Raw genomic sequence first — 19,854 nt, forward strand, 5'->3', positions numbered from 1 at the left:
GATGGCCGGCAGGCCAGAGGGGGGCGAGCTTGCTCGAAGGCTAGCGTGTGGTTTTCAATAAGGCGCCTGCACCGGCCCCATGCCGACATAGACGGTCTTCAGTTCGGAATAGTGCTCCAGCGCCGCTGCCGAGTTCTCGCGGCCGAAGCCGGATTGCTTGGAGCCGCCGAAGGGGATTTCGACCGGGCAGAGGTTGTAGGTGTTGATCCACAATGTGCCGGCTTCCAGCTGGTCGACGACGCGGTGGGCGCGCGTCATGTCAGCGGTGAACACGCCGCCGGAGAGGCCGAATTCGGTGGCATTGGCGCGGGCGAGTACCTCGGCCTCGTCGTCGAAATCGAGCACGCACATGACAGGCCCGAAGATCTCCTCGCGGGCGATCGTCATGCCGTCAGTGACATCGGCAAACACCGTCGGCTGAACGTAGTAGCCTTCGCCGGAGACGTTGTTCGGAATGCCGCCCCCGGTGAGCAGCGTCGCACCCTCGGCCTTGCCCTTCTCGATATAGTCGAGCACTTTCTCGCGCTGCGCCCAGGAGACCATCGGCCCGAACTGCGTGACCTCATCCATCGGGTCGCCGATCACGATCGCCTCGGTGCGGCTCTTCAGCCGCGCCAGGAATTCGCCCTTGATCTTTTTCTGCACGAAGACGCGGGTGCCGTTGGAGCAAACCTGGCCGGTCGAATAGAAATTGCCGAGCATGGCGCCGCCGATGGCGCTGTCGATATCGGCGTCGTCGAAGACGATGATCGGCGACTTGCCGCCGAGCTCCATTGTCACATGCTTCAAATGGCTGGCCGCCGATGCCGCGACCTTGCGGCCTGTCGGCACCGAGCCGGTCAGCGAAACCTTGGCAACATCAGGGTGATTGACCAGCAGCGGGCCGGTGTCGCGGTCGCCCTGGATGACGTTGTAGAGCCCCTTGGGAAGACCGGCTTCCAGCAGGATTTCGGCGATCTTCAGCGCGCCGAGAGGTGTGTTTTCAGACGGTTTGAAGACCATCGCGTTGCCGGCGATCAGGGCCGGCGCGCCCTTCCAGCAGGCGATCTGCTGCGGATAGTTCCAGGCGCCGATACCGACGCAGACGCCGAGCGGCACGCGCTTGGTATAGGCGAAGTCGCCGCCGAGCGGGATATAGGAGCCGTTCAGAGCCGTCGCCGCAATGCCGCCGAAGAACTCGAAGCTGTCGGCGCCCGAGGTCGGGTCGGCAACGATGGTTTCCTGGATCGGCTTGCCGGTGTCGAGCGTCTCGAGTTCGGAGAGTTCGCGGTTGCGCTCACGCATGATCTCGGCCGCCCGCTTCAGGATGCGCCCGCGCGCCGTCGGGCTCATCGCCGCCCATTCCGGCTGGGCGCGCTTGGCAGCGGCGATCGCCTTCTCGACGATCGCAGGCGTTGCCGCATGCAGCCGGGCGATGACTTCGCCGGTCGCCGGATAGATGCTCTCGATCACGCTGCCCGCGTCATCCTCGACATATTCGCCGTCGATGAAATGCGATGCTTTCGGCTGGGCTTTCATGGTCACTTGTCCTTGGGCTCGTGGTGTTCGTCCCTTCTCCCCTCGGGGAGAAGGTGGCCCGCAGGGCCGGATGAAGGGGCGGCGGTCGCCAGCAGCGCGTTCACATAATCCTCCGTCAACCCGATCGAAGCCTCGATACTGATCGGTGCCGATTTCAGACTTTGGCGGATATAGAGCCCGTCGATCATCGCCGCAGCGCCCTCGGCGATGCGTTCTGCGGCATCGGCGGGGCAGAGGGCCTTCAGATTGGCGAGCAGGTTGGAGCGCAGCCGCCGCGCATAGATCACGAGGAACCGGCGCGTCTCCTCCGAGCTCTGCGCCTCGGCATAGAAGGCGAGCCAGGCGGCAATCGTCTCCGGCGCGAACTGATCGGCCTGGAAGCTGACGCGGATCACTGCGGAGAGTTTTTCACGCGGCGTAGCGGCCGCCTTCAGCGCTGTCACCGCGTCGTTGCGCAACTGGCGTAGAAGCGAGCGGACCGTCTCGATCAGCAGCTGTTCCTTGCTGCCGAAATAGTGGTGGGCAAGGGCGGGGGACACACCAGCCTGCCGGGCGATTTCGGACATGGTGACGGTCAGCGAACCGTGATCCCCGATCACGCGCAGCGCGGCATCGACAAGCGCCTTGCGGCGCACGGGTTCCATTCCAACCTTCGGCATGATGTCCATCTTTCCAGATTGGCAGCACCTTATTTTTGATTGACTGACCAATCAATAAAAATCTTTCGTGCTCCCGCCTCGAAACGCAGCCCTTTCCGGATTGCAATTCTGCAGCATATCGACCGGAACAGGAGGTGCGTCATGGCAAGCGTCTTGGGAATGCCGTCTTCGTCCCTGCAGCCGAAATGGATGTGGTTCGCCGGGCTCGGCGTCCTGCTGATGATCTGCGGCGTCATCGCCTTCGCAAACCTGTTCGTCGCCACCGTCGCCTCGGTCTATTATGTCGGCATGCTGATGCTGGCAGGCGGCATCGTCTATCTCGCCCATGCCTTTCAGGTGCGAGGCTGGGATCACATTCTCTTCTGGGTTCTGAGCGGCCTACTCTATGTGCTGGCCGGCGTCTTCGCCTTCATCAACCCGATCCTGGCATCGGCGGCGCTGACGCTGTTTCTCGCCGTCGCCCTCATCATTGCCGGGGTCTTCCGCGTCTTCATCGGCCGCCGCATGAAGCCGGTGAAGGGCTGGGGCTGGATCGTCGCCAGCGGTGTCGTCACCGCGCTTGCCGGCTTCGTCATCGCCCTCGGCTGGCCCGTCAACAGCCTCTGGATCCTCGGGCTTTTCCTGGCTGCAGATCTGCTCTTGCAGGGCTCGACCATCCTCGCCTTCGGGCTGGCGCTGCGGCGGAGTTTATGACCGTAATCCACAGGCTCGATCACGGATTATTTCTTTTTTTGACAAGCATATGACGCAGGTCTAAAATTAACGCATACCAAGGCAGCGGCGATTGGACAGCCGGTAAGAATGCCAAGAATGGTCATGCGTCCCCCGTTGGGCAGGTTCTGCCCGGCAAAACGAAGGGAGGAATTTCATGCCGATGGTCACAGTTTCCATATCACCGGTACAGGCAGCAGGCATTCGTGATGCCGTCGATAGCGGCGGTTATGCATCGAGCAGCGAAGTGGTCCGCGAGGCGCTCCGCCTCTGGGATGCGGCCCGCAAGCTCGGCGAATACAAGGACGAAATTCTTGCTGGCGAAAGCCATGCCGGCAGCGGCCGCTGCGTGGCCGACATGTTCGCAGATCACGAAGCGGTCCGCCGCCGGTCTGCATAGCTAAGCGGCTGATAAAATAAGAGAAAGCTGAAATGTTTTGTGGGTGCCACGGGCGCCTGCAGCTTTCACAAAAGTTTCACATTGGCGAAAGGGTTCGTTGACCCTTCTCCTCCATCTTCGCTGCGAAAAACAAGAATTCACAGTGGAGAATGGCATGTCTTTGACTGCCGCCGTCGAGCCCGGCGTCGTTCGCCGCTATGCCAGCGATCAGATCGTGACGCTTGCAAAGCTCGTCGTAGAAAACGCCTTCCAGCCGATCGTCGAGGCTGGCACCGGCACCGTATTCGGTTACGAATCCCTCATGCGCGGGCAGGAGCGCATCGGCTTCGATTCCCCGATAGAAATCCTCGACGAAGCCTTTCGCGCCAATCAGCTGCTGCCGCTGGAGCAGATGGTCGCCAGCCGTGCGCTCGCCAAGTTCGCCACCCTCGGCAACTACGCCACCTCGACACTCTTCCTCAATCTCGATGTCCGCCTGATCCCGCATGGCGACCGGTTGATCGAAAACCTGCTGCAGCAGTTGAAGGCCGCAAACCTGCCGCCGTCCTCCGTCTGCTTCGAGTTTTCCGAGCGTTTCGACAACACCAGCGTGCCCGAGTTCGAGGCGCTGGTTTCGAAGCTGCGCCGTACCGGTTTCAAGCTGGCGATCGACGATTTCGGCGTTGGCCACGGCGAGATGAAGCTTCTGTGCGACTATGCCGTCGACTACTTGAAGATTGACCGGCATTTCGTCGCCGATATCGACAGCAAGCCGCGCAAGCGCCATCTCCTGAAGAACATTGTCAACATCGCCCATGTTCTCGGCACCCGCGTCATCGCCGAGGGCATCGAGACCGAAGCCGAATTTCTGGCTTGCCGCGAATATGGCGTCGATCTCGTCCAGGGCTGGTTCATCGCCCGCCCGACCACGCACATTTCCGAGCTCGTTCCGGCCTTCCCCCATCTGCAGGATCTCGGCAAGAGCAAGCGCAACACCCAGTCGCTCGACGAAATCCTGATCCGCAAGCAGATCGAAATGCTGCCGACGGTGTTCGAAAACGACAGCATCGATACGGTCTTCGAACTCTTCCGCCGCAATCCGCGCCAGGCCTTTTTCCCGGTACTGAACGCCAATGGCGAGCCGCGCGGCATCATCCACGAGCATCATCTCAAGCAGTATATTTACCATCCGTTCGGTCGCGATCTGCTGAAGAACAAGATGTACGAGCGCACCATCTCGCAATTCGTCGAGATCGCCCCGATCGTCAGCCTCGACAGCGATGCCGAACGGCTGATGTCGATCTTCGCCAATATGGAAGGCAGCAACTGCCTGATCCTGACGGACAACATGCGCTATGCCGGTGTCGTCTCCGCCGCATCGCTGATCAAGGTGATCAACGAGAAGCAGCTGAAGATTGCCCAGGACCAGAACCCGCTGACCGGCCTGCCGGGCAACCACGCGATCCGCGATTTCATGCGCCAGTCCGGCCGCGACGGCGATGACGTCAGGCATTTCTGCTATTGCGACTTCGACAATTTCAAACCGTTCAACGATGCCTACGGCTTCCATCTCGGCGACCACGCGATCTCGCTGTTTGCCGCCTTGATGCGCCGCTATTTCTTCGCCGAACGCCACTTCCTTGGCCATGTCGGCGGCGACGATTTCTTCATCGGCGTTGTCGGCTGGACCCAGGCCGAGCTTCGCGAAATCCTCGATCGGCTGATCAGCGATTTTCATGAGGACGTGCTGGCCCTCTATTCGGATCAGGACCGCGCCAAGGGCAGCATCCGCGGCCACGACCGCTCCGGCGCCGAGGCGCTGTTCCCGCTGATGCGCTGCTCGATCGGCGTGCTGGAATTGCCCGATGGCCTCGTCATCGACGACATCAACCGCGTCGGCACCGAGATCGCCCAGGTCAAGGCGCATGCCAAGGAAAGCATCGACGGTCTGGTCTTCAATCATCTGGGCGAGGCGAATTGACGCCATTGCCACTTCGCGCCTTTCCAAGGCGGCAGGGCTGAATTATCTCCTGTGCTTTCGGAATGAGGAGACCGGATATGCCCCTGCCGTCGACCATGCGTTACGTCGATCTTCCAACCTTCGGCGCCCCCGAGGCGATGAAGATCGCCAGCGGTCCGCTGCCGGTTCCGGGCGAGGGGCAGATCCTGGTGAAGACGCTGGCCATCGGCGTAAACCGCCCTGACGTGGCGCAGCGCCAGGGCACCTATCCGGCGCCGAAGGGCGCCAGCCCGATCCTCGGCCTCGAGCTTGCAGGCGAAGTCGCCGCCATCGGCCCTGGCGTCTCTGGCTACACTGTCGGCGACAAGGTCTGCGGTCTCGCCAATGGCGGCGCCTATGCCGAATATTGCCTGCTTCCGGCCGGTCAGACGCTGCCGTTCCCGAACGGCTACGACGCGGTCAAGGCCGCCGCCCTGCCGGAAACCTTCTTCACCGTCTGGGCCAACCTCTTCCAGATGGCGGGCCTGACGGAAGGCGAAAGCGTCCTCATCCACGGCGGCTCCAGCGGTATCGGCACGACGGCGATCCAGCTGGCCAAGGCTTTCGGCGCCACCGTTTACGCGACCGCCGGTTCGGCCGATAAATGCGACGCTTGCGTCGGGCTCGGAGCCACCAGGGCGATCAACTACAAGACCGAGGATTTCGCCGAAGTCATCAAGGCGGAAACCGCGGGCGAGGGCGTCGATATCGTCCTCGACATGATCGGCGCCGCCTATTTCGAGAAGAACATCGCCTCGCTGGCGAAAGACGGCTGCCTGTCGATCATCGCCTTCCTCGGCGGCGCCGTGGCTGAAAAGGTCAACCTGGCACCCATCATGGTCAAGCGCCTGACGGTCACCGGCTCGACCATGCGCCCGCGCACCGCCGAAGAGAAGCGCGCCATCCGCGACGATCTCCTCTCCCAGGTCTGGCCGCTGCTTGAAGCCGGGACGGTCTCCCCGGTCATTGATAAGGTGTTTGCGTTCGACGATGTCGTCGAGGCGCATCGCCGCATGGAAACCAGCGCCCATATCGGCAAGATCATGTTGAAGGTCTGAGTGTCACCCGACTGGTGTCATGCTCGGGCCTGCATTTGCACCGGCTGACCTAGTGGTTCGCTAGATCCTCGGGACAAGCCCGAGGATGACGAAGTTGGGTTGGGCGCTCTCGCTGCAGGCGAAGACGATATCATCTGGCCGTCATCCTCGGGCTTGTCCCGAGGATCCAACGAAACCCTACTTCACCTGTAGATATTCAGCCGAGGATGCCCTCCAAATGGCCTAGGCCGCCTTGTCCCGCAGCGACAGCGCGGTGATCACCGTCACAATCCCCGGCAAAGCCATCGCCGCATAAAGCCAATGCGCCGCCGCAATATCGCCAGCGATCCCACCGGGATGGACCAGCCCCGTGCTGTTGGCGATGACCCCGGCGATGGCTGCACCGAAGGCGCTGCCGAGCGACTGCACCGTGGAGATCGCCGCCGAAGCCTTGTCCTGCTCGGAATTCTGCACCAGCTGCAGCACCTTGGTCACCAGATGTGCCCAGCCGAGACCGACGCCGAAGCCCATCATCAGCATCGCGAAGGCCGCCGGCGCAAGGATCAGGATCTCGGCCGTCTGGTTTTCGCGGGCCAGAAGCAGCGCCAGTGCCGCCGTCGAGAGTGCCTCGATCACGCATCCGGCGATGATCGCCTTGATGGCGGCAGGCCCCCTGAGATTGCCGCTGAAGAAGGCGGCAAAGGTCCAGCCGAGCGCCACCAGCGCTGTCAGATAGCCGGAGATCAGCGGCGTCACGCCATGCAGCGCCTGCAGAAAATAGGGAATGTAGATATCGCTGGTCAGCACGATCAGCAGCGTGAACATGGTGAGATAGACACGCGCCACCGGCTTGCTGAGCGTCACCGCGCCGGTGGGCAGCAGCCGTGTCCGCCCCTGCCGCTCGATGACCAGCATCAGCGCGATGGCGATGACGGCGAGAGCGACGAGCGCCGCCTTGCCGCCGGTCTGTTCCAGCGTTCCGGCAATGCTGACGAGGAGCACCGCGCCGATCAGAAGGCCGATCTGCACGAAGGGGATACGTCCCTCGGCGCGGTCATCCGTTGCCTTCGGCAGCAGCCACGGCGCCAGCACGGCCATCAGCACGCCGAGCGGCACCAGGACGATAAAGGCATGCCGCCAGTTGCTGCCATCGGCGAACAATCCCCCGGCGCTCGGCCCTAGCAGCGTCGCGACACCCCAGATCGCCGCATACAGCGTCGAAGCCTTGGGCCAGAGCGGCTCAGGAAAGGCAAAGCGCACGAAGGCATAGGCAAGCGCTGCCAGAATCCCGGCGCCATAGCCCTGGATCGTCCGTCCCACGAGCACGACTTCCATCACCGGTGCGGCGGCGCAGACGAGGCTGCCCGCGCCGAACAGCACGGCGCCGAACACATAGGCAATCCTGAGCCCCATGCCGCGCGGCCGCATCGCTACCGAGATCGAGCCGAGCACTGCCGCCGCGACATAGAGCGTCGTTACCCAAGAGAGCAGCGGCAGCCCGCCGATATCGCGCACGATCGACGGCGCGATCGTCGCCATGATGTAACTCTCGACCGCATAGAGCGTCACGCCGCCGCCGAGCATCAGCGTGGCCGGAAGCAGGCGAGGGGTGAAAAGCTGGAGGACGGAGGATTTGGGCGCGGCGCCCTGTTCGATGCTGGTCATGCCTGTATGCCTTGATGTGTTTTCCCTGGCGGAAGATTATTTTCCAATTTATAAGTTGGAAATTGCATGCTTGTGTTATTAAAACAAGTGTGGACTTGGAAAAATAAATGCGCCAATCGCCTGCCAACCGTATCCTGTTTCTGCTCAAGACCGAAGGCCCGCAGCTCGGCCCTGCCGTCGGAGATCATCTCGGCATCTCCGCCGAGGCCGCCCGCCAGCAGCTGACCAAGCTCGCCGAGGAGGGGCTCACCGAGCCGGTGAGCGAACCGTCATCCGGCCGCGGTCGCCCGAAACAACTCTGGCAGCTCACCGCCGCCGGCCATCAGACCTTCCCGGATGGCCATGCCGAACTCACCGCCGGCCTGCTCGGCATCATCACCGCTGAGCTCGGCCCCGGCGCGCTCGATGCCGTCATTTCGGCCCGCGAAACAGAGACGCTCGCCCGCTACCGGCAGGATGTCTCGGCTCCGGCGCTTGCCGATCGCGTCGGCCAGCTCGCCGCCATCAGAAGCCGCGAGGGATACATGGCCGACAGCTGGCAGGAGGAGGACGGCTCCTTCATGCTGGTCGAAAACCACTGCCCGATCTGCGCTGCCGCCGCTGTCTGCGCCGGCTTCTGCCGCTCGGAGATCGAAACCTTCCGCGCCGTGCTTGGCGCTACCGTCGAACGCTCCGAACATATCCTGCTCGGCGCCCGCCGCTGCGCTTATAGGATCAGCGCCTAAGCTGCGCTCAGCTGCCGCTTGCTGCTTTCCAGCACCAGCAGGAAGCCGATCGCCCCGAGACCGGCAAGGGCGGCGATCTGCGCCGTCCCCGAATAATCCGTCAGCGTCGTGCCGATCGCGAAGATCGTTGCGGCAACACCGTTGCTGATGAAGACGCTGACCGAGATCAGCGAGCTGCCGAGCCCCGGCCGGTCGGCGATCAGGTCCTGCAGATAGGTGATCGGCACGCTGAGGATGGCGGCCGCCCCGCAGGCATTGATCAGCACCAGCGAATAGATATGCCACGGCGCCGAGGCGAAGCCTGCCAGCGTCAGGTAAAGACATTAGATCAACGCCCCGGCAGTCAGGATATGCACGTTGCGGAAGCGCTTCTGCAGCGCGCCCCACATCATCATGAACGGCATTTCCAGGAAGGCGACCAGCCCCGCCATGAAGCCGACATCGACCACCGTGCCGCCGGCCGGATGGGTGATGATCAGCGGCGACAGCATGGTGTTCAGCCGCTGCAAGCCGAGCAGCAGCGACATGGCGATGATGCGCTTGAGGATATAGGGCTGGGCGATCCGCTTCAGCGATGGCAGGAAACCCGGTGCATCGGCAAGCGGCCCCGATGATTTCGGCGTCTTCCCCGCAAAGAAGAAATACAGGCAGAAGCAGGTGAGGCTCGCCGCCCCGGCAATCCCATAGGCCGGGGTCTTCGACTGCGCCGTCGCCAGATAAAGTCCGATCACCCCCGGCGCCAGCGCCCAGCACCCCGAATAGAGCGCCCGCACCGTCGAGGAGATCGATCCCGCGAGCCCGCGATCCATCCTGTTGGTCGTCGCGCGGATGCTGGCAAACAGGATCGAATAGGTTGAGTTGCTCGCCGGGATCAGCAGCAGCACGCAGAGGATGAAAACCGGCGCGGTATGAAAGACAAAGACCGAGCCGAAGCCGATCATGCCGCAGACAGATAGCGCCAACACCAGCGGCCGCCGGTCGGCCATCCGGTCCGACCATATCCCCAGCGTCAGGCTGGTCGCCACATTGGCCAGCGCCGAGAAGAACACCAGCGCCGAATAGGCGCCGTCGCTCATCCCAAGCTCGTTGATGCCGATGATCGACTGATAAGGCAGCGTCGAAGCATAGGTGAAGGCGAGCGCCACCAGTGTGACGGCCGGAATGCGGATTTTCGGTTCGCGGAGGATGACGGAAAAGGCAGAGGGCATGACTGTGATTCCTGATGCGCTACCTCTAATCCTGCCTGCTGCCATCGAAAAACGATTGTTTGTGATACCGGTGTCAATTCATGTGATGCGCTGCGAACTGGCGTGATCCGCCTACTGCGTCTCCGCCCGGAATGCCTTGCGCAGCGTCACCGAGAGATAGTCTATGCAGAGCCTGACCTTGGCGGCGGCGAGACGGCTATGGGGGAAGACCGCGTGGATCGGCGCGGCGGCAAGCCGTGCTTCGGGCAGCACCACCTCGAGCCTGCCGCTATCGATGTCGTCGCGGACATCCCATATCGATTTCAGCACCAGTCCCGCGCCGGAAAGTGCCCAGCGGTGGGCAAGCTCGCCGTTGTTGGTCGTGAGACTGCTGGTGACATTGGCGCTGCGGCCATCGGCGAAAACCCAATGGGTGTTCGGCGGCTCTCCGAAGGCGACGATGTCGTGGCCGGGAAGATCGTCGACAGTCTGCGGCCGTCCCCGGCGGTCGAGATAGGCCGGCGCCGCGCAGATGACGCGCCGGTTGGGCGCGATCTGGCGGGCGATCAGGCTGGAGTCGGAGAGCGATCCGAAACGGATGGCAAGATCATATCCGGCATCGACGATGTTCTCGACGCCGTCATTGGTGTCCAGATGGACATGCAGGTCGGGATGGGCCTGCTGGAAGTCCCAAAGGATCGGCGCCAGCCAGCGGCAACCGAAAGCAAAGGTCGAGGTGACCTTCAAGACCCCACTTGCCCTGTCGCTTCCGCTCGAAGCCTCGGTTTCGGCATCGTCGATCTCGGCCAGGATCTGGACGCAACGCTCGTAGAAGCGCGCGCCTTCTTCGGTCAAAGCCAGCGAGCGGGTCGTCCTGTTGACCAGCCGCACACCGAGCCGCTCTTCGAGCCGCGAGAGCTTCCGGCTAACAACCGTCAGCGAGAAGTTGAGCTCGCGAGCCGCGCCGGAGAGGCTCTTCGCCTGCACGACCCGCACGAAGACCAGCATGTCGAGAAAGTTGTCGCTCATATTATTGCTGATATCGCAAGAGACTATCGACAACAATATCCATTCTGACAACAACGAGAGCGGGCTACAGTCCCTCCATCGAAACCGCGGCACGGTGTTGTCGTATAGAGGAGAGCAACAGATGACATCCTTGGAAAAACAGCGCGTTCTCGTCGTAGGCGGTAGCTCCGGCATCGGTCTTGCCGTCGCAGAGCAGGCCGCTGCCGCAGGCGCCGCAGTCACTATCGCTTCACGATCCGCAGACAAGCTTGCCGCAGCAGCGCGTTTGATCGGCGGCGGCGTGGCGACGGCGGTTCTCGATACCGGCGACGCCGGCAGCGTCGAGGCCTTCCTCGCGGCAAGCGGCGCATGGGATCATATCGTCATTTCCGCAGCGCAGACCCCATCGGGGCCTGTGCGCAAGCTCTCGCTTGACGATGCGAAGCGCGCCATGGAAAGCAAGTTCTGGGGCGCCTATCGCATCGCCAGGGCCGCGCAGTTCGCCGAACGCGGATCGCTGACCTTCATCTCCGGCTTCCTGAGCGAACGCCCTTCGGCATCCTCGGTCCTGCAGGGCGCCATCAACGCCGCGCTGGAATCGCTGGCCCGCGGTCTTGCGCTTGAATTGTCGCCCGTCCGGGTCAATGCCGTCTCGCCGGGTGTCATCGATACGCCGCTCTGGTCGAAGATGGATGAGGCAAACCGAAATGCCATGTTCGAGCGCATTGCCGGCAATCTGCCCGCAAAGACGATCGGGCAACCATCCGATATCGCCAATGCCGTGCTGTTCCTGATGACGACGCCTTTTGCCACCGGTTCGACCGTGCGTGTCGATGGCGGCGGCGCGATCGGGTGATGCCATGCTGATCGATCATGTCACGCTGCGCACCGCGGATCTGGAAGGCACGAAGGTCTTTCTTGAGGATCTTCTTGGATTGACGGTTGGCGCCCGTCCGGACTTCGGTTTCCCGGGCTACTGGCTTTATGACGAAGGCGAACCTGTCGTTCATCTCATTCCCGGCGCCGGCGCTACCGTTGGCAGGGATGCGGAAACCATCGATCATGTCGGCTTCCGCCTCCGGGGCTATCAGGTGTTCCGCAAGAAGCTTGACGATGCCGCGACAGCCTATTCCACCATGGACCTACCCGAGCTTGGCGAGCGGCGCCTTTTCGTCCGCACGCCCGGCGGCATCCTCCTCGAACTCGTCTTCCGCGAAGACGCCAAGACCAACTGAGCGATAGAAAAGGGAACATACGATGATCACTGCAACCCTCAAGGCCGGCCTTGCCGCCATTGCCATCGCAACATCGGTGGCTTTCCCGGCCAGCGCATCCGCGCCGCTGAAGATCGACGAGATCGTGCATTCGCCGAAACCGGGGCATGCCGAAAAGAGCACGGAAGCTGCCGCCCGGCATTTCTATGCTTTCTGGAACACCGGCGACGAGGCCGATCTCAAGCAGGCGATCGCACCCGCCTTCACCGATCACACCTTGCCGGAAGGCAGGCCGCAAGGTCCTGAAGGGCCAGCCTTCGCGTCCAAAAATTTCCGAGCTGCCGTTCCCGACCTTTCGGTCGAGGTCCGCAAGATGATCGTCGCAGGCGACTACGTCACCGTACACATGATCTTCCGCGGCCATTTCACCGGCGCATTCGGCACCACCAAGGGCTCCGGGCAGGCCATCGAGTTCATTGCCACCGATCTGCTGAAAGTCACCAAGGGCAAGGTTACCGACAACTGGCATATCGAGGACAATCTGGCACTTCTGAAACAGATGGGCATCGTATCGATGAAATGAGGCGGGACGCCCTCAGATCCCAACCCGCCCGAACGCCGGAACCTTCACACCCGGATTGGCGATATCGACGCCCGCCACCAGTCCCATGAAATGCACCTCGAAGCCGCTGCGCACGCCAGCCGCAAAGCCGATGAGGCCATAGAGCGTCGCATGCATGTCGCGTCCGTCAGGGTCGATCTCGAAGAAGCGCCCGTCGGTCAGGAAATCCCGGCCGACGGCATCGGGGGGCAGCACGGTGCCGAGTTGCGGCACGGCTCGAAGCACATGGGCGACGAAGCTGTTGGAGTTCGGGCCCGGATAGATCCGGTAATCGCCGGTCGCGGCGAAGGGGTAGGACTGGATCGCTGCCTCGACTGCCGGGATCAGCGCTGCCGCTTCCGGTCCCTTCAGCGCCCGTACGATATGAGGCGTGTTTGAGTACCAGTAGGCATCCGGCTGATAATTGTTGCGGCGGATCGGCGAGCCCCACCCGACCTTGTCGTAGCGGTTATAGGCCTCGTCGCCTGTCCCTTTCGTGACGATCCACGAATGGCTGGCCACAGCACCCTTCATCCCGCCGGTCGCCGCCGAAAGGATGTAGATCGCCGCCTCGCCATCGGCATCCGCTTTGGGCAGCACGCCCGATGACGTCCACTTCGCCTCCCGCCAGCTCTTTGGCCGCTCCTTCAGCGCCCACCATCCGGCCGAAGCCAGCGCCGGAAGCAGGTAGATGATGAGTATCGCCAGAAACAGCCGCTTGAAAAACCGCATAGTCGCCAAAGCCCCCGAGCCAGCACCGATAGGACGATATTCCCGATCATGATGGCGCAATTGCGCCTGACGGCGGGCTGAAAGGCGTTGCTTTATCGGCGGACGGCGCTATGCCTTCAGCATCCCTGTCAACCACCCGGAATATCCCCCATGTCCAATCCCGTCACCGTCGAAGTCACCCGTGGTTCGCTCGTCGAAAGCCGTCATCGCGGCATGGTGGTTGCGGTCGATGGCGATGGCAAGGTGGTGTTTTCGCTGGGTGATGCGGATGCCGCCGTTTTCCCGCGTTCGGCCTGCAAGGCGATGCAGGCGCTGCCGCTGGTCGAAAGCGGTGCTGCCGATGCCTTCGGGTTCGGTAACAAGGAGCTGTCGCTGTCCTGCGCCTCGCATTACGGCGAGGATGCACATGTGGCGCTGGCGGCCTCTATGCTGGCGCGCGCCGGGCGCGATGAAAGCGTGCTCGAATGCGGCACACACTGGTCGTCCAATCAGGATACGCTGATCCATCAGGCCCGCACGCTCGACAAGCCGAATGCGCTGCACAACAATTGCTCCGGCAAGCATTCCGGCTTCGTCTGCACCTGTGTTCATCAGGGTATCGAGCTGAAGGGCTATGTCGGCTACGATCATCCGCTGCAGCAACAAATCCGCGGCACGATGGAAAGTCTGACGGGCGCCGTGCTCGCCCATGACAATTGCGGCATCGACGGCTGCGCCATCCCGACCTATGCCGTGCCGCTGAAGCGGCTTGCCCATGGTTTCGCGAAGATGACGACGGGCAATGGTCTCGAGCCGATCCGCGCCAAGGCTTCGAAGCGGTTAATGGAGGCCTGCATGGCCGAGCCCTTCTATGTCTCCGGGACCGGCGGCACCTGTACGGCGCTGATGCAGATTGCCCCCGGCAAGATTTTCGCCAAGACTGGCGCCGAGGGCGTCTTCTGCGCCACGCTTCCGGAGCAGGGAATTGCTGTCGCGCTGAAATGCGAGGACGGCACGACGCGCGCCGCCGAAGCCATGGTCGCCGCCACGCTCGCCCGCTTTTTCGAGAAGGGCGGCGAAACGCATGCGGCCTTGATGGCGATTGCCACCCGGCCGATCCACAATCGCAATGGCGTAGTGGTGGGCGAGGTGCGCGCCACGGCTGCGTTCGCCTGATCATCCGTGCCGTTGCGGCACATCAGCCTTACAAAAATCAGCAAATACTAATATGGATTAAACCAATTCCGGCGACGGCGCGTGCGGCCGCCGGGATTTGTCCTACAATGGCGCGGCTTTCGAAACGTGGGGTTTCGATCTCGATGCCATGAGGGCAGGATATGTTTGCAGGCCGCTATATCTGGTGGATGCTGATCGCCGTGGCGATCTTCCTGTTCTTCTCCATGTGCTTCGATTACGTCACCTGGATCGTCGTCGCCGTCTCCGGTTGCGCTGAAGTCGCCGGCTCCTGCGGGCCGATCGTCGTCAGCATGTCGGGCGCCATGAAACCTGCCGGCATGGGCCTGGCGAGCCTGATCATGGTGATCTGCACCGTGGGGCGGCTGCGCTATCTGCGCTGCGGATGGGGTTGGGCCGTAGCGGCACTCGTCTGGTTCTATGCCTCGGCGGCCTTTCCTGGAATCCTTGCTGCCGGCTGGACTGGCCAGCTGCGGCCGGAAATGGTGGCAGAAAGCGTGCCTGCCGCCTTCCTGTTCATCAATCTGCTCTGCGCCTATCTGGCGATCCCCTTCGAGGAGGGGCGCACCGTCCCGTTCGGCGAATGGCGGTGGCTGCGCGGGCTTCTCTGGTTCTGCGCCGCCTATGGCACGCTGACTGCTCTCGCCGAAACGCCGGGCTTCGGCGCCGCGCCCGCCCGCTTCATCGGCATGCCCTCGCTCGCTGAGACGCTCGCCGGGGCGCAGGCGCCGCTGGAAGCGGTGCTCGATCTCGGCACCGGCAGCATGGTCCCTGCCTACGCGGTGCTGGTGATGTTCGCTGCCGGGCTTGGCGCGACGCTGCTGCCGCAGGATGCGGCGGTCCTGCGCGAGCGCCTGCTGGAGCCGTTCACGCTTCGAGGATCGCGCCGTTGAGCGCGCGGTAGGGCGCCAGCCGCTCCTCGCCGATCCCTTCGGGGATGACCATTCCGGAGACGTCGCCGATGCCGAGCACAGGGCAGGGCGAGGCGCGGTCGAGCTTGTCTTCCGTCAGCATCACATAGGTCTCCACCGAACAGCGGGCGATATGCCGCTTGATCGCCGCCTCCTCGAAATCGCCGGTCGACAGTCCGTGCACGGGATGGGCGGCGGTAACCCCGAGAAAGAAGATGTCGGGCCGGAGCTGCGCGATCGCAGTCATCGCGGCTGCCCCCGTTGCCACCATCGAATGCTTGTAAAGCCGCCCGCCGGTCAGGATCACCTCGGCCGTCGGGTGATGCTCCAGCTCGGCGGCGATCGTCGGGCTGTGGGTCGCGACCGTGAAGGCGATGTCGCGCGGCAGCCGCCTGGCGATCTCCGCCGTCGTCGTGCCGCCATCGAGAAAGATCATCTGCCCGGCCTTCACCATCGCAGCCGCAAAACCGCCGAGCCGCTGCTTCGTCTCCGAAGCAACCGCGCGCCGGGCTGAAAGATCAGGCAGATCGGGCGAAACCGGCAGCGCTCCGCCATGCACCCGCCTCAGTAATCCTTCGCCCGCCATCTCCCTGAGGTCACGGCGGATCGTGTCCTCGGACAGCGAGAACTCCTCGGCAACGCGCTTGGCAATCACCTGGCCGTCCCGGCGCAGGATATCGAGGATCAGGGATTTGCGTTGTGTGGTCAGCATTGTCCTGCACGAAAATTTACGAAACTCCGCGATAATGCCCGCTATGACTCGACATGCAAGCAATTTCGCGCATTATCGTGAAATCCCGTGCATGACGCCGGGAGTTGTGGAGTTTGGTCATGTTGATTTTGATTGCCGGTCCCTACCGGTCGGGAACGGGTGACGACCCGGTGAAAATGGCGGCGAACCTGAAGGCATTGGAAGCGCCGTCCTATGCCCTGTTCAAGGCGGGCCATGTCCCGATGATCGGCGAATGGGTGGCGCTGCCGGTCTGGCATGCTGCGGGCGGCAAGACGATCGGCGATGCGCTGCACGAGGAAATCTTCTATCCCGTCGCCCATCGCCTGCTTGAGCTTTGCGAGGGCGTGCTGCGCCTTCCCGGTGCATCCAAGGGCGCCGATAACGACGTACGGATTGCCCGGGAGCGGGGCATTCCCGTCTGGTACCGGCTTGAGGACGTGCCGGGGTGTGCCGCGGCGGCGTGAGCCTGTTGTCTCTCATCCCCGTGCCTGTTGCAAAGCACGGGGATGAGAGGCGGGATGAGCATCTCAAATGCGTCCAATTTGCCCATAGGCTCCCCAGTGGCGGCAGGCTATACCTCTCCCGATAAAGGGAGATCACCATGCTGAAATTCTATTTCGGCCAGGGTACCTGCGCGCTGGCAACGCTGATTGCGCTGGAAGAAGCAGGCCTTGCCTATGAGCCGAGAAAGCTCAGCCTCAAGGACGGCGAGCAGCGCTCGCCTGAGTACCTGAAGATCAATCCGAAGGGCCGGGTTCCAGCACTGGTCACCGATCGCGGCGTGCTGACCGAAGGCGTTGCCATCCTTGCCTATATCGCCCAAATCGCGCCGCAGGCAAAGTTGGCGCCTGTTGACGATCCCTTCGAATTCGCCCACATGCAGGCTTTCAACAGCTATATCGCCTCGACCGTGCACGTGAACCATGCGCATAGCCGCCGCGGCAGCCGCTGGGCCGATGATCCCGCCGCCATTGCGGCCATGGCCGCCAAGGTGCCACAGACCATGGCCGAGAGCTTCCAGATGATCGAAGACAAGATGCTCGAAGGCCCTTGGGTGATGGGCGGGCAATATAGCGTTGCCGATCCCTACCTCTTCACCATGGCCAGGTGGCTACCCGGCGACGGTGTCGATATGGCGCTGTTTCCCAAGGTCTCCGCTCACTACGCCCGGATGCTGGAACGCCCGGCGGTCAACGCAGCGCTGGCGGCCGATCAGGCCTGACGGCTGAAGGCGGCGGCAAGCCTCTTCGGTGCCCGGAACAGCCAGGCATTGATCAGCCGCTGCCGCAATTCGCCGTCGCCGATATTGGCGGCGCGCACCGGCAGAGACGGCCATCCCTTGTAGTGGTCCGTCTGGAAATAGATTTCCGGCGCCATCTCGATCAGCTGCTCCTTGTCGGGAATGGCCATCGACAGCACCAGCGTCTCGTTGTTCTTCACCGAAACGAAGGCCTTGCCCGCGACCTTGAGGGCAGGGTTGCCAAAGGACGTGCTCTCTTCGACGCCAGGCAATCCCGCCTCGGCTGCAAGCCGGATCAGGCGGGTGAAGATGCTGTCCATCGTGTCGGCCGTCATGGCTGCTCCCTATCCGCGGGTCACCGTGCCCGGAGCCCGTCAGATTGCCTGAAGCACTAGATGGGCGCACACGCTCCTCCCTTCCTAATGCCACAACTGCAGCCAAAACTCACGCACACCTTGAAAGCCGTGGCAGCTCGTAGCGTGTCGGCTGCGGCGCCGGGAAGGTTGACGGGAGATCGGCGAGTTCGCGCTGAGACATCGCGGCAATCGCGAGATCGCCGGCCGGCTCGTTGATATCCCGTTCGTGCTTGGAGTCTCTGTCGCTCCAGAAAAACTTCAGCAATGACATGGCTTGCCTCACTTTCTCTATTGCCGGCTTCTCACGATAGCATGCTTGGGAGGCACTGCTTATGTTGAAGTCCGGTAGAAGTTATGCCCCGAGTATCGGCCTCAGCTGTCCTCATTTCAATTGAGTTTACCCGCAGTTCGCTATAGAAAAACTATATGCGAAACCTGAACTCCGTTCATCTGAATGGCCTGCGCGCGCTGGAGGCAGTTGGCCGTCTCGGCTCGCTGCAGTCGGCGGCCGATGAGCTCGGTGTCTCCGTTGGTGCCGTCAGCCAGCAGGTGATCAAGGCCGAGGCGCAGCTGGATCAGTTGATCTTCGAGCGCACGCCGAAGGGCATGGTAGTGACAGAGGCCGGTGCGCCGGTGCTGGCGGCGCTGAGCGAAGGGCTGTCGCGCCTCTCCGAAGCCGTGTCGATGGCGCAGAAGACGGACGAAACGACGCTGACCATTTCGGTGGCGCCGGTCTTTGCTGCGCGATGGCTGGTCTACCGCATCGATCGCTTTGCCGAGCAGTTCCCCGATATCAACCTGCGGATCGACGCCACGACCAAGCTCGTCAATCCGGCCGCCTCGGATGTCGATCTCGGTATCCGCGTCGGCAATGGCCAGTGGCCCGGCGTCAGGGCCGAATTGCTGCTGGAGCAGGAGGTGTTTCCCGTCTGCGCGCCACGCATTGCCGAAGGCCTTCGTGAGCCGCGCGATATCCTGGAGGTTCCGGCCATCATCGACGGCAAGGCGATGTTCACCTGGGAAGTCTGGATGCGTGAAGCGGGTCTCTCGGGCTCGACACTGACGACGCGCCATGTCTTCAACGACGCTTCGCTCTGCCTCGACGCCGCCATGGCGGGGCAAGGCGTCATGCTCGCCTGGCAGACGCTGGCGGGCTATTCGCTGCAGGCCGGGCAACTGGTCGCCCCGTTCGGCATCCGCGCCAGGACCGGCTTCGGCCACTATTTTATCACTGCAGAAGGAACGCGCGAACCGCAAAAGGTTCGCGCCTTCAAGGATTGGATCCGCTTTGAAATGCGGGAAACACTGGCGCTGTTTGCCTGATCAGACAGGCTCGTTGGTGCGCCCCGCCTGCATCTTCAGGTAAGCCGGCCGCGACTGGCAGCGCTTGATCCAGGCGTCAATGTTCGGGCGCGCATCGAAGAGCGCTTGCTCGCTTTGCGCATAGCGCAGCACTTCGGCGACGTTGAGGTCAGCGGCCGTGAAGCGGTCGGCCGCGATCCATTCTCGCCCGGCAAGATGCTGTTCGAGCACGTCGAGCGGCCGCTTCAGCTGGCGTGACGCCACCGCGATCACCGACTTGCCGCCTTCGGTTTTCTCCAGCGCATTGTCATAGGTCTTGACGAGCTGGATGGTTTGCACCTCGACCTCGGATGCGGCCCAGATGGTCCACATGTTGATCAGCGCATCTTCCTCCAGCGTCTTCGGCGCCAGCGGGCCGCCATGCTTCTTGGCGAGATATTCGGTGATCGCCAGCGACTCGTGCATGACAAGATCGCCGTCCTTGATGCTCGGGATCAGTGCCATCGGATTGATGGCGAGAAATTCCGGTGAGCGCGTGTTCAGCGGTGCGCCCGCCGCTGCCGGATCGGCAAGCCGGTGGGACTGCAGCACCGGGATGTATTCGAATGGAATGCCGAGCTCCTCGGCCATCCAATAGACGCGCGATGCGCGGGAGCGGTAAACGCCGTAGATCTTCAGCATGTCAATGTCCCCTGATTTGCTGC

22 protein-coding genes and 1 pseudogene are annotated in these 19,854 nt (G+C 62.7%); 13 read left to right on the forward strand and 10 right to left on the reverse strand.

What is annotated here, in order from left to right:
* Nucleotides 1-54 precede the first annotated feature (54 nt).
* Together betB and betI are read right to left on the reverse strand one after the other, a co-directional pair.
* Nucleotides 55-1,518, reverse strand: a complete 1,464-nt coding sequence (betB, locus tag AC1DNK_RS04315; protein ID WP_477939498.1) for a betaine-aldehyde dehydrogenase — start codon at nucleotides 1,516-1,518, stop codon at nucleotides 55-57.
* A gap of 2 nt (nucleotides 1,519-1,520) precedes the next feature.
* Nucleotides 1,521-2,177 carry a transcriptional regulator BetI gene (gene betI / locus AC1DNK_RS04320; protein ID WP_477939499.1) on the reverse strand — a complete coding sequence of 219 codons (657 nt, stop codon included), beginning with the start codon at nucleotides 2,175-2,177 and terminating at the stop codon, nucleotides 1,521-1,523.
* A 141-nt stretch (nucleotides 2,178-2,318) separates the two neighbouring features.
* Between betI and AC1DNK_RS04325 the strand changes: the two genes are divergently transcribed.
* From AC1DNK_RS04325 to AC1DNK_RS04340, 4 genes are all read left to right on the forward strand, one after another.
* Nucleotides 2,319-2,870: an HdeD family acid-resistance protein gene (locus tag AC1DNK_RS04325; protein WP_477939500.1), complete on the forward strand. Its 552-nt coding sequence runs from the start codon at nucleotides 2,319-2,321 to the stop codon at nucleotides 2,868-2,870.
* 175 nt (nucleotides 2,871-3,045) lie between these two features.
* Nucleotides 3,046-3,288: a ribbon-helix-helix domain-containing protein gene (locus AC1DNK_RS04330; RefSeq protein ID WP_477939502.1), complete on the forward strand. Its 243-nt coding sequence runs from the start codon at nucleotides 3,046-3,048 to the stop codon at nucleotides 3,286-3,288.
* Between the two features lie 154 nt (nucleotides 3,289-3,442).
* On the forward strand, nucleotides 3,443-5,248 hold the full coding sequence (locus AC1DNK_RS04335) for an EAL domain-containing protein (RefSeq protein ID WP_112386386.1): 1,806 nt from the start codon (nucleotides 3,443-3,445) through the stop codon (nucleotides 5,246-5,248).
* 77 nt (nucleotides 5,249-5,325) lie between these two features.
* Nucleotides 5,326-6,324 (forward strand): NAD(P)H-quinone oxidoreductase, encoded by a 999-nt coding sequence (locus AC1DNK_RS04340; protein WP_477939503.1) that lies wholly within the window; start codon nucleotides 5,326-5,328, stop codon nucleotides 6,322-6,324.
* Between the two features lie 222 nt (nucleotides 6,325-6,546).
* Here the strand turns inward: AC1DNK_RS04340 and AC1DNK_RS04345 are convergent, their stop codons facing one another.
* A complete protein-coding gene (locus AC1DNK_RS04345; protein WP_477939504.1) occupies nucleotides 6,547-7,968 on the reverse strand; it encodes an MFS transporter in 1,422 nt (473 codons plus the stop codon).
* A gap of 107 nt (nucleotides 7,969-8,075) precedes the next feature.
* Between AC1DNK_RS04345 and AC1DNK_RS04350 the strand changes: the two genes are divergently transcribed.
* Entirely contained in the window at nucleotides 8,076-8,693 is a 618-nt protein-coding gene (locus tag AC1DNK_RS04350) for a helix-turn-helix transcriptional regulator (protein ID WP_477939506.1), read from the forward strand.
* On the opposite strand, the pseudogene AC1DNK_RS04355 reads toward AC1DNK_RS04350, so the two are convergent.
* Together AC1DNK_RS04355 and AC1DNK_RS04360 are read right to left on the reverse strand one after the other, a co-directional pair.
* Nucleotides 8,690-9,901 (reverse strand): annotated as a pseudogene (locus AC1DNK_RS04355) (MFS transporter). The gene AC1DNK_RS04350 and the pseudogene AC1DNK_RS04355 overlap by 4 nt on opposite strands.
* A 111-nt stretch (nucleotides 9,902-10,012) precedes the next feature.
* Nucleotides 10,013-10,909, reverse strand: a complete 897-nt coding sequence (locus AC1DNK_RS04360; protein WP_477939507.1) for a LysR family transcriptional regulator — start codon at nucleotides 10,907-10,909, stop codon at nucleotides 10,013-10,015.
* Nucleotides 10,910-11,030: 121 nt separating this feature from the next.
* Between AC1DNK_RS04360 and AC1DNK_RS04365 the strand changes: the two genes are divergently transcribed.
* The 3 genes from AC1DNK_RS04365 to AC1DNK_RS04375 are packed head-to-tail and all read left to right on the forward strand — an operon-like array spanning nucleotide 11,031 to nucleotide 12,685.
* Nucleotides 11,031-11,744: an SDR family oxidoreductase gene (locus tag AC1DNK_RS04365; RefSeq protein ID WP_477939509.1), complete on the forward strand. Its 714-nt coding sequence runs from the start codon at nucleotides 11,031-11,033 to the stop codon at nucleotides 11,742-11,744.
* Nucleotides 11,745-11,748: 4 nt separating this feature from the next.
* On the forward strand, nucleotides 11,749-12,123 hold the full coding sequence (locus tag AC1DNK_RS04370) for a VOC family protein (RefSeq protein ID WP_477939511.1): 375 nt from the start codon (nucleotides 11,749-11,751) through the stop codon (nucleotides 12,121-12,123).
* Nucleotides 12,124-12,145: 22 nt separating this feature from the next.
* A complete protein-coding gene (locus tag AC1DNK_RS04375; RefSeq protein ID WP_477939513.1) occupies nucleotides 12,146-12,685 on the forward strand; it encodes an ester cyclase in 540 nt (179 codons plus the stop codon).
* A 12-nt stretch (nucleotides 12,686-12,697) separates the two neighbouring features.
* On the opposite strand, the gene AC1DNK_RS04380 is transcribed toward AC1DNK_RS04375, so the two are convergent.
* Nucleotides 12,698-13,435, reverse strand: a complete 738-nt coding sequence (locus tag AC1DNK_RS04380) for a DUF3750 domain-containing protein (protein ID WP_477939514.1) — start codon at nucleotides 13,433-13,435, stop codon at nucleotides 12,698-12,700.
* 150 nt (nucleotides 13,436-13,585) lie between these two features.
* Here AC1DNK_RS04380 and AC1DNK_RS04385 point away from each other — a divergent pair, with 150 nt between their 5' ends.
* Both AC1DNK_RS04385 and AC1DNK_RS04390 read left to right on the forward strand, forming a co-directional pair.
* On the forward strand, nucleotides 13,586-14,590 hold the full coding sequence (locus AC1DNK_RS04385) for an asparaginase (protein WP_477939515.1): 1,005 nt from the start codon (nucleotides 13,586-13,588) through the stop codon (nucleotides 14,588-14,590).
* A 161-nt stretch (nucleotides 14,591-14,751) separates the two neighbouring features.
* Nucleotides 14,752-15,501 (forward strand): hypothetical protein, encoded by a 750-nt coding sequence (locus AC1DNK_RS04390; protein ID WP_477939516.1) that lies wholly within the window; start codon nucleotides 14,752-14,754, stop codon nucleotides 15,499-15,501.
* On the opposite strand, the gene AC1DNK_RS04395 is transcribed toward AC1DNK_RS04390, so the two are convergent.
* Nucleotides 15,476-16,231 carry a DeoR/GlpR family DNA-binding transcription regulator gene (locus AC1DNK_RS04395; RefSeq protein WP_477939517.1) on the reverse strand — a complete coding sequence of 252 codons (756 nt, stop codon included), beginning with the start codon at nucleotides 16,229-16,231 and terminating at the stop codon, nucleotides 15,476-15,478. The genes AC1DNK_RS04390 and AC1DNK_RS04395 overlap by 26 nt on opposite strands.
* Nucleotides 16,232-16,350: 119 nt before the next feature.
* Here AC1DNK_RS04395 and AC1DNK_RS04400 point away from each other — a divergent pair, with 119 nt between their 5' ends.
* Nucleotides 16,351-16,716 (forward strand): DUF4406 domain-containing protein, encoded by a 366-nt coding sequence (locus tag AC1DNK_RS04400; RefSeq protein WP_310291705.1) that lies wholly within the window; start codon nucleotides 16,351-16,353, stop codon nucleotides 16,714-16,716.
* A 137-nt stretch (nucleotides 16,717-16,853) separates the two neighbouring features.
* Nucleotides 16,854-17,474 (forward strand): glutathione S-transferase family protein, encoded by a 621-nt coding sequence (locus AC1DNK_RS04405; RefSeq protein ID WP_477939519.1) that lies wholly within the window; start codon nucleotides 16,854-16,856, stop codon nucleotides 17,472-17,474.
* Here the strand turns inward: AC1DNK_RS04405 and AC1DNK_RS04410 are convergent.
* A complete protein-coding gene (locus AC1DNK_RS04410) occupies nucleotides 17,465-17,827 on the reverse strand; it encodes an MmcQ/YjbR family DNA-binding protein (protein ID WP_477939521.1) in 363 nt (120 codons plus the stop codon). The genes AC1DNK_RS04405 and AC1DNK_RS04410 overlap by 10 nt on opposite strands.
* Before the next feature lie 109 nt (nucleotides 17,828-17,936).
* Nucleotides 17,937-18,119 (reverse strand): hypothetical protein, encoded by a 183-nt coding sequence (locus tag AC1DNK_RS04415; protein ID WP_477939522.1) that lies wholly within the window; start codon nucleotides 18,117-18,119, stop codon nucleotides 17,937-17,939.
* 155 nt (nucleotides 18,120-18,274) lie between these two features.
* Here AC1DNK_RS04415 and AC1DNK_RS04420 point away from each other — a divergent pair, with 155 nt between their 5' ends.
* Nucleotides 18,275-19,171, forward strand: a complete 897-nt coding sequence (locus AC1DNK_RS04420; RefSeq protein WP_477939524.1) for a LysR substrate-binding domain-containing protein — start codon at nucleotides 18,275-18,277, stop codon at nucleotides 19,169-19,171.
* Here the strand turns inward: AC1DNK_RS04420 and AC1DNK_RS04425 are convergent, their stop codons facing one another.
* Nucleotides 19,172-19,831 carry a glutathione S-transferase family protein gene (locus AC1DNK_RS04425; protein WP_477939525.1) on the reverse strand — a complete coding sequence of 220 codons (660 nt, stop codon included), beginning with the start codon at nucleotides 19,829-19,831 and terminating at the stop codon, nucleotides 19,172-19,174.
* Nucleotides 19,832-19,854: the final 23 nt, after the last annotated feature.

Source organism: Rhizobium sp. 01N424, assembly GCF_056399485.1.

Excerpts from the sequence above, each read along its gene's own strand:
- AC1DNK_RS04360 (WP_477939507.1), bottom strand. The coding sequence starts at position 10,909 with ATGAGCGACAACTTTCTCGACATGCTGGTCTTCGTGCGGGTCGTGCAG.
- AC1DNK_RS04410 (WP_477939521.1), bottom strand. The coding sequence starts at position 17,827 with ATGACGGCCGACACGATGGACAGCATCTTCACCCGCCTGATCCGGCTT.
- AC1DNK_RS04385 (WP_477939515.1), top strand. The coding sequence starts at position 13,586 with ATGTCCAATCCCGTCACCGTCGAAGTCACCCGTGGTTCGCTCGTCGAA.
- AC1DNK_RS04415 (WP_477939522.1), bottom strand. The coding sequence starts at position 18,119 with ATGTCATTGCTGAAGTTTTTCTGGAGCGACAGAGACTCCAAGCACGAA.
- AC1DNK_RS04380 (WP_477939514.1), bottom strand. The coding sequence starts at position 13,435 with ATGCGGTTTTTCAAGCGGCTGTTTCTGGCGATACTCATCATCTACCTG.
- AC1DNK_RS04420 (WP_477939524.1), top strand. The coding sequence starts at position 18,275 with ATGCGAAACCTGAACTCCGTTCATCTGAATGGCCTGCGCGCGCTGGAG.
- AC1DNK_RS04375 (WP_477939513.1), top strand. The coding sequence starts at position 12,146 with ATGATCACTGCAACCCTCAAGGCCGGCCTTGCCGCCATTGCCATCGCA.
- AC1DNK_RS04390 (WP_477939516.1), top strand. The coding sequence starts at position 14,752 with ATGTTTGCAGGCCGCTATATCTGGTGGATGCTGATCGCCGTGGCGATC.
- AC1DNK_RS04370 (WP_477939511.1), top strand. The coding sequence starts at position 11,749 with ATGCTGATCGATCATGTCACGCTGCGCACCGCGGATCTGGAAGGCACG.
- AC1DNK_RS04400 (WP_310291705.1), top strand. The coding sequence starts at position 16,351 with ATGTTGATTTTGATTGCCGGTCCCTACCGGTCGGGAACGGGTGACGAC.
- AC1DNK_RS04395 (WP_477939517.1), bottom strand. The coding sequence starts at position 16,231 with ATGCTGACCACACAACGCAAATCCCTGATCCTCGATATCCTGCGCCGG.
- AC1DNK_RS04330 (WP_477939502.1), top strand. The coding sequence starts at position 3,046 with ATGCCGATGGTCACAGTTTCCATATCACCGGTACAGGCAGCAGGCATT.
- AC1DNK_RS04350 (WP_477939506.1), top strand. The coding sequence starts at position 8,076 with ATGCGCCAATCGCCTGCCAACCGTATCCTGTTTCTGCTCAAGACCGAA.
- AC1DNK_RS04340 (WP_477939503.1), top strand. The coding sequence starts at position 5,326 with ATGCCCCTGCCGTCGACCATGCGTTACGTCGATCTTCCAACCTTCGGC.
- AC1DNK_RS04405 (WP_477939519.1), top strand. The coding sequence starts at position 16,854 with ATGCTGAAATTCTATTTCGGCCAGGGTACCTGCGCGCTGGCAACGCTG.
- AC1DNK_RS04345 (WP_477939504.1), bottom strand. The coding sequence starts at position 7,968 with ATGACCAGCATCGAACAGGGCGCCGCGCCCAAATCCTCCGTCCTCCAG.
- betI (WP_477939499.1), bottom strand. The coding sequence starts at position 2,177 with ATGCCGAAGGTTGGAATGGAACCCGTGCGCCGCAAGGCGCTTGTCGAT.
- AC1DNK_RS04365 (WP_477939509.1), top strand. The coding sequence starts at position 11,031 with ATGACATCCTTGGAAAAACAGCGCGTTCTCGTCGTAGGCGGTAGCTCC.
- betB (WP_477939498.1), bottom strand. The coding sequence starts at position 1,518 with ATGAAAGCCCAGCCGAAAGCATCGCATTTCATCGACGGCGAATATGTC.
- AC1DNK_RS04335 (WP_112386386.1), top strand. The coding sequence starts at position 3,443 with ATGTCTTTGACTGCCGCCGTCGAGCCCGGCGTCGTTCGCCGCTATGCC.
- AC1DNK_RS04325 (WP_477939500.1), top strand. The coding sequence starts at position 2,319 with ATGGCAAGCGTCTTGGGAATGCCGTCTTCGTCCCTGCAGCCGAAATGG.
- AC1DNK_RS04425 (WP_477939525.1), bottom strand. The coding sequence starts at position 19,831 with ATGCTGAAGATCTACGGCGTTTACCGCTCCCGCGCATCGCGCGTCTAT.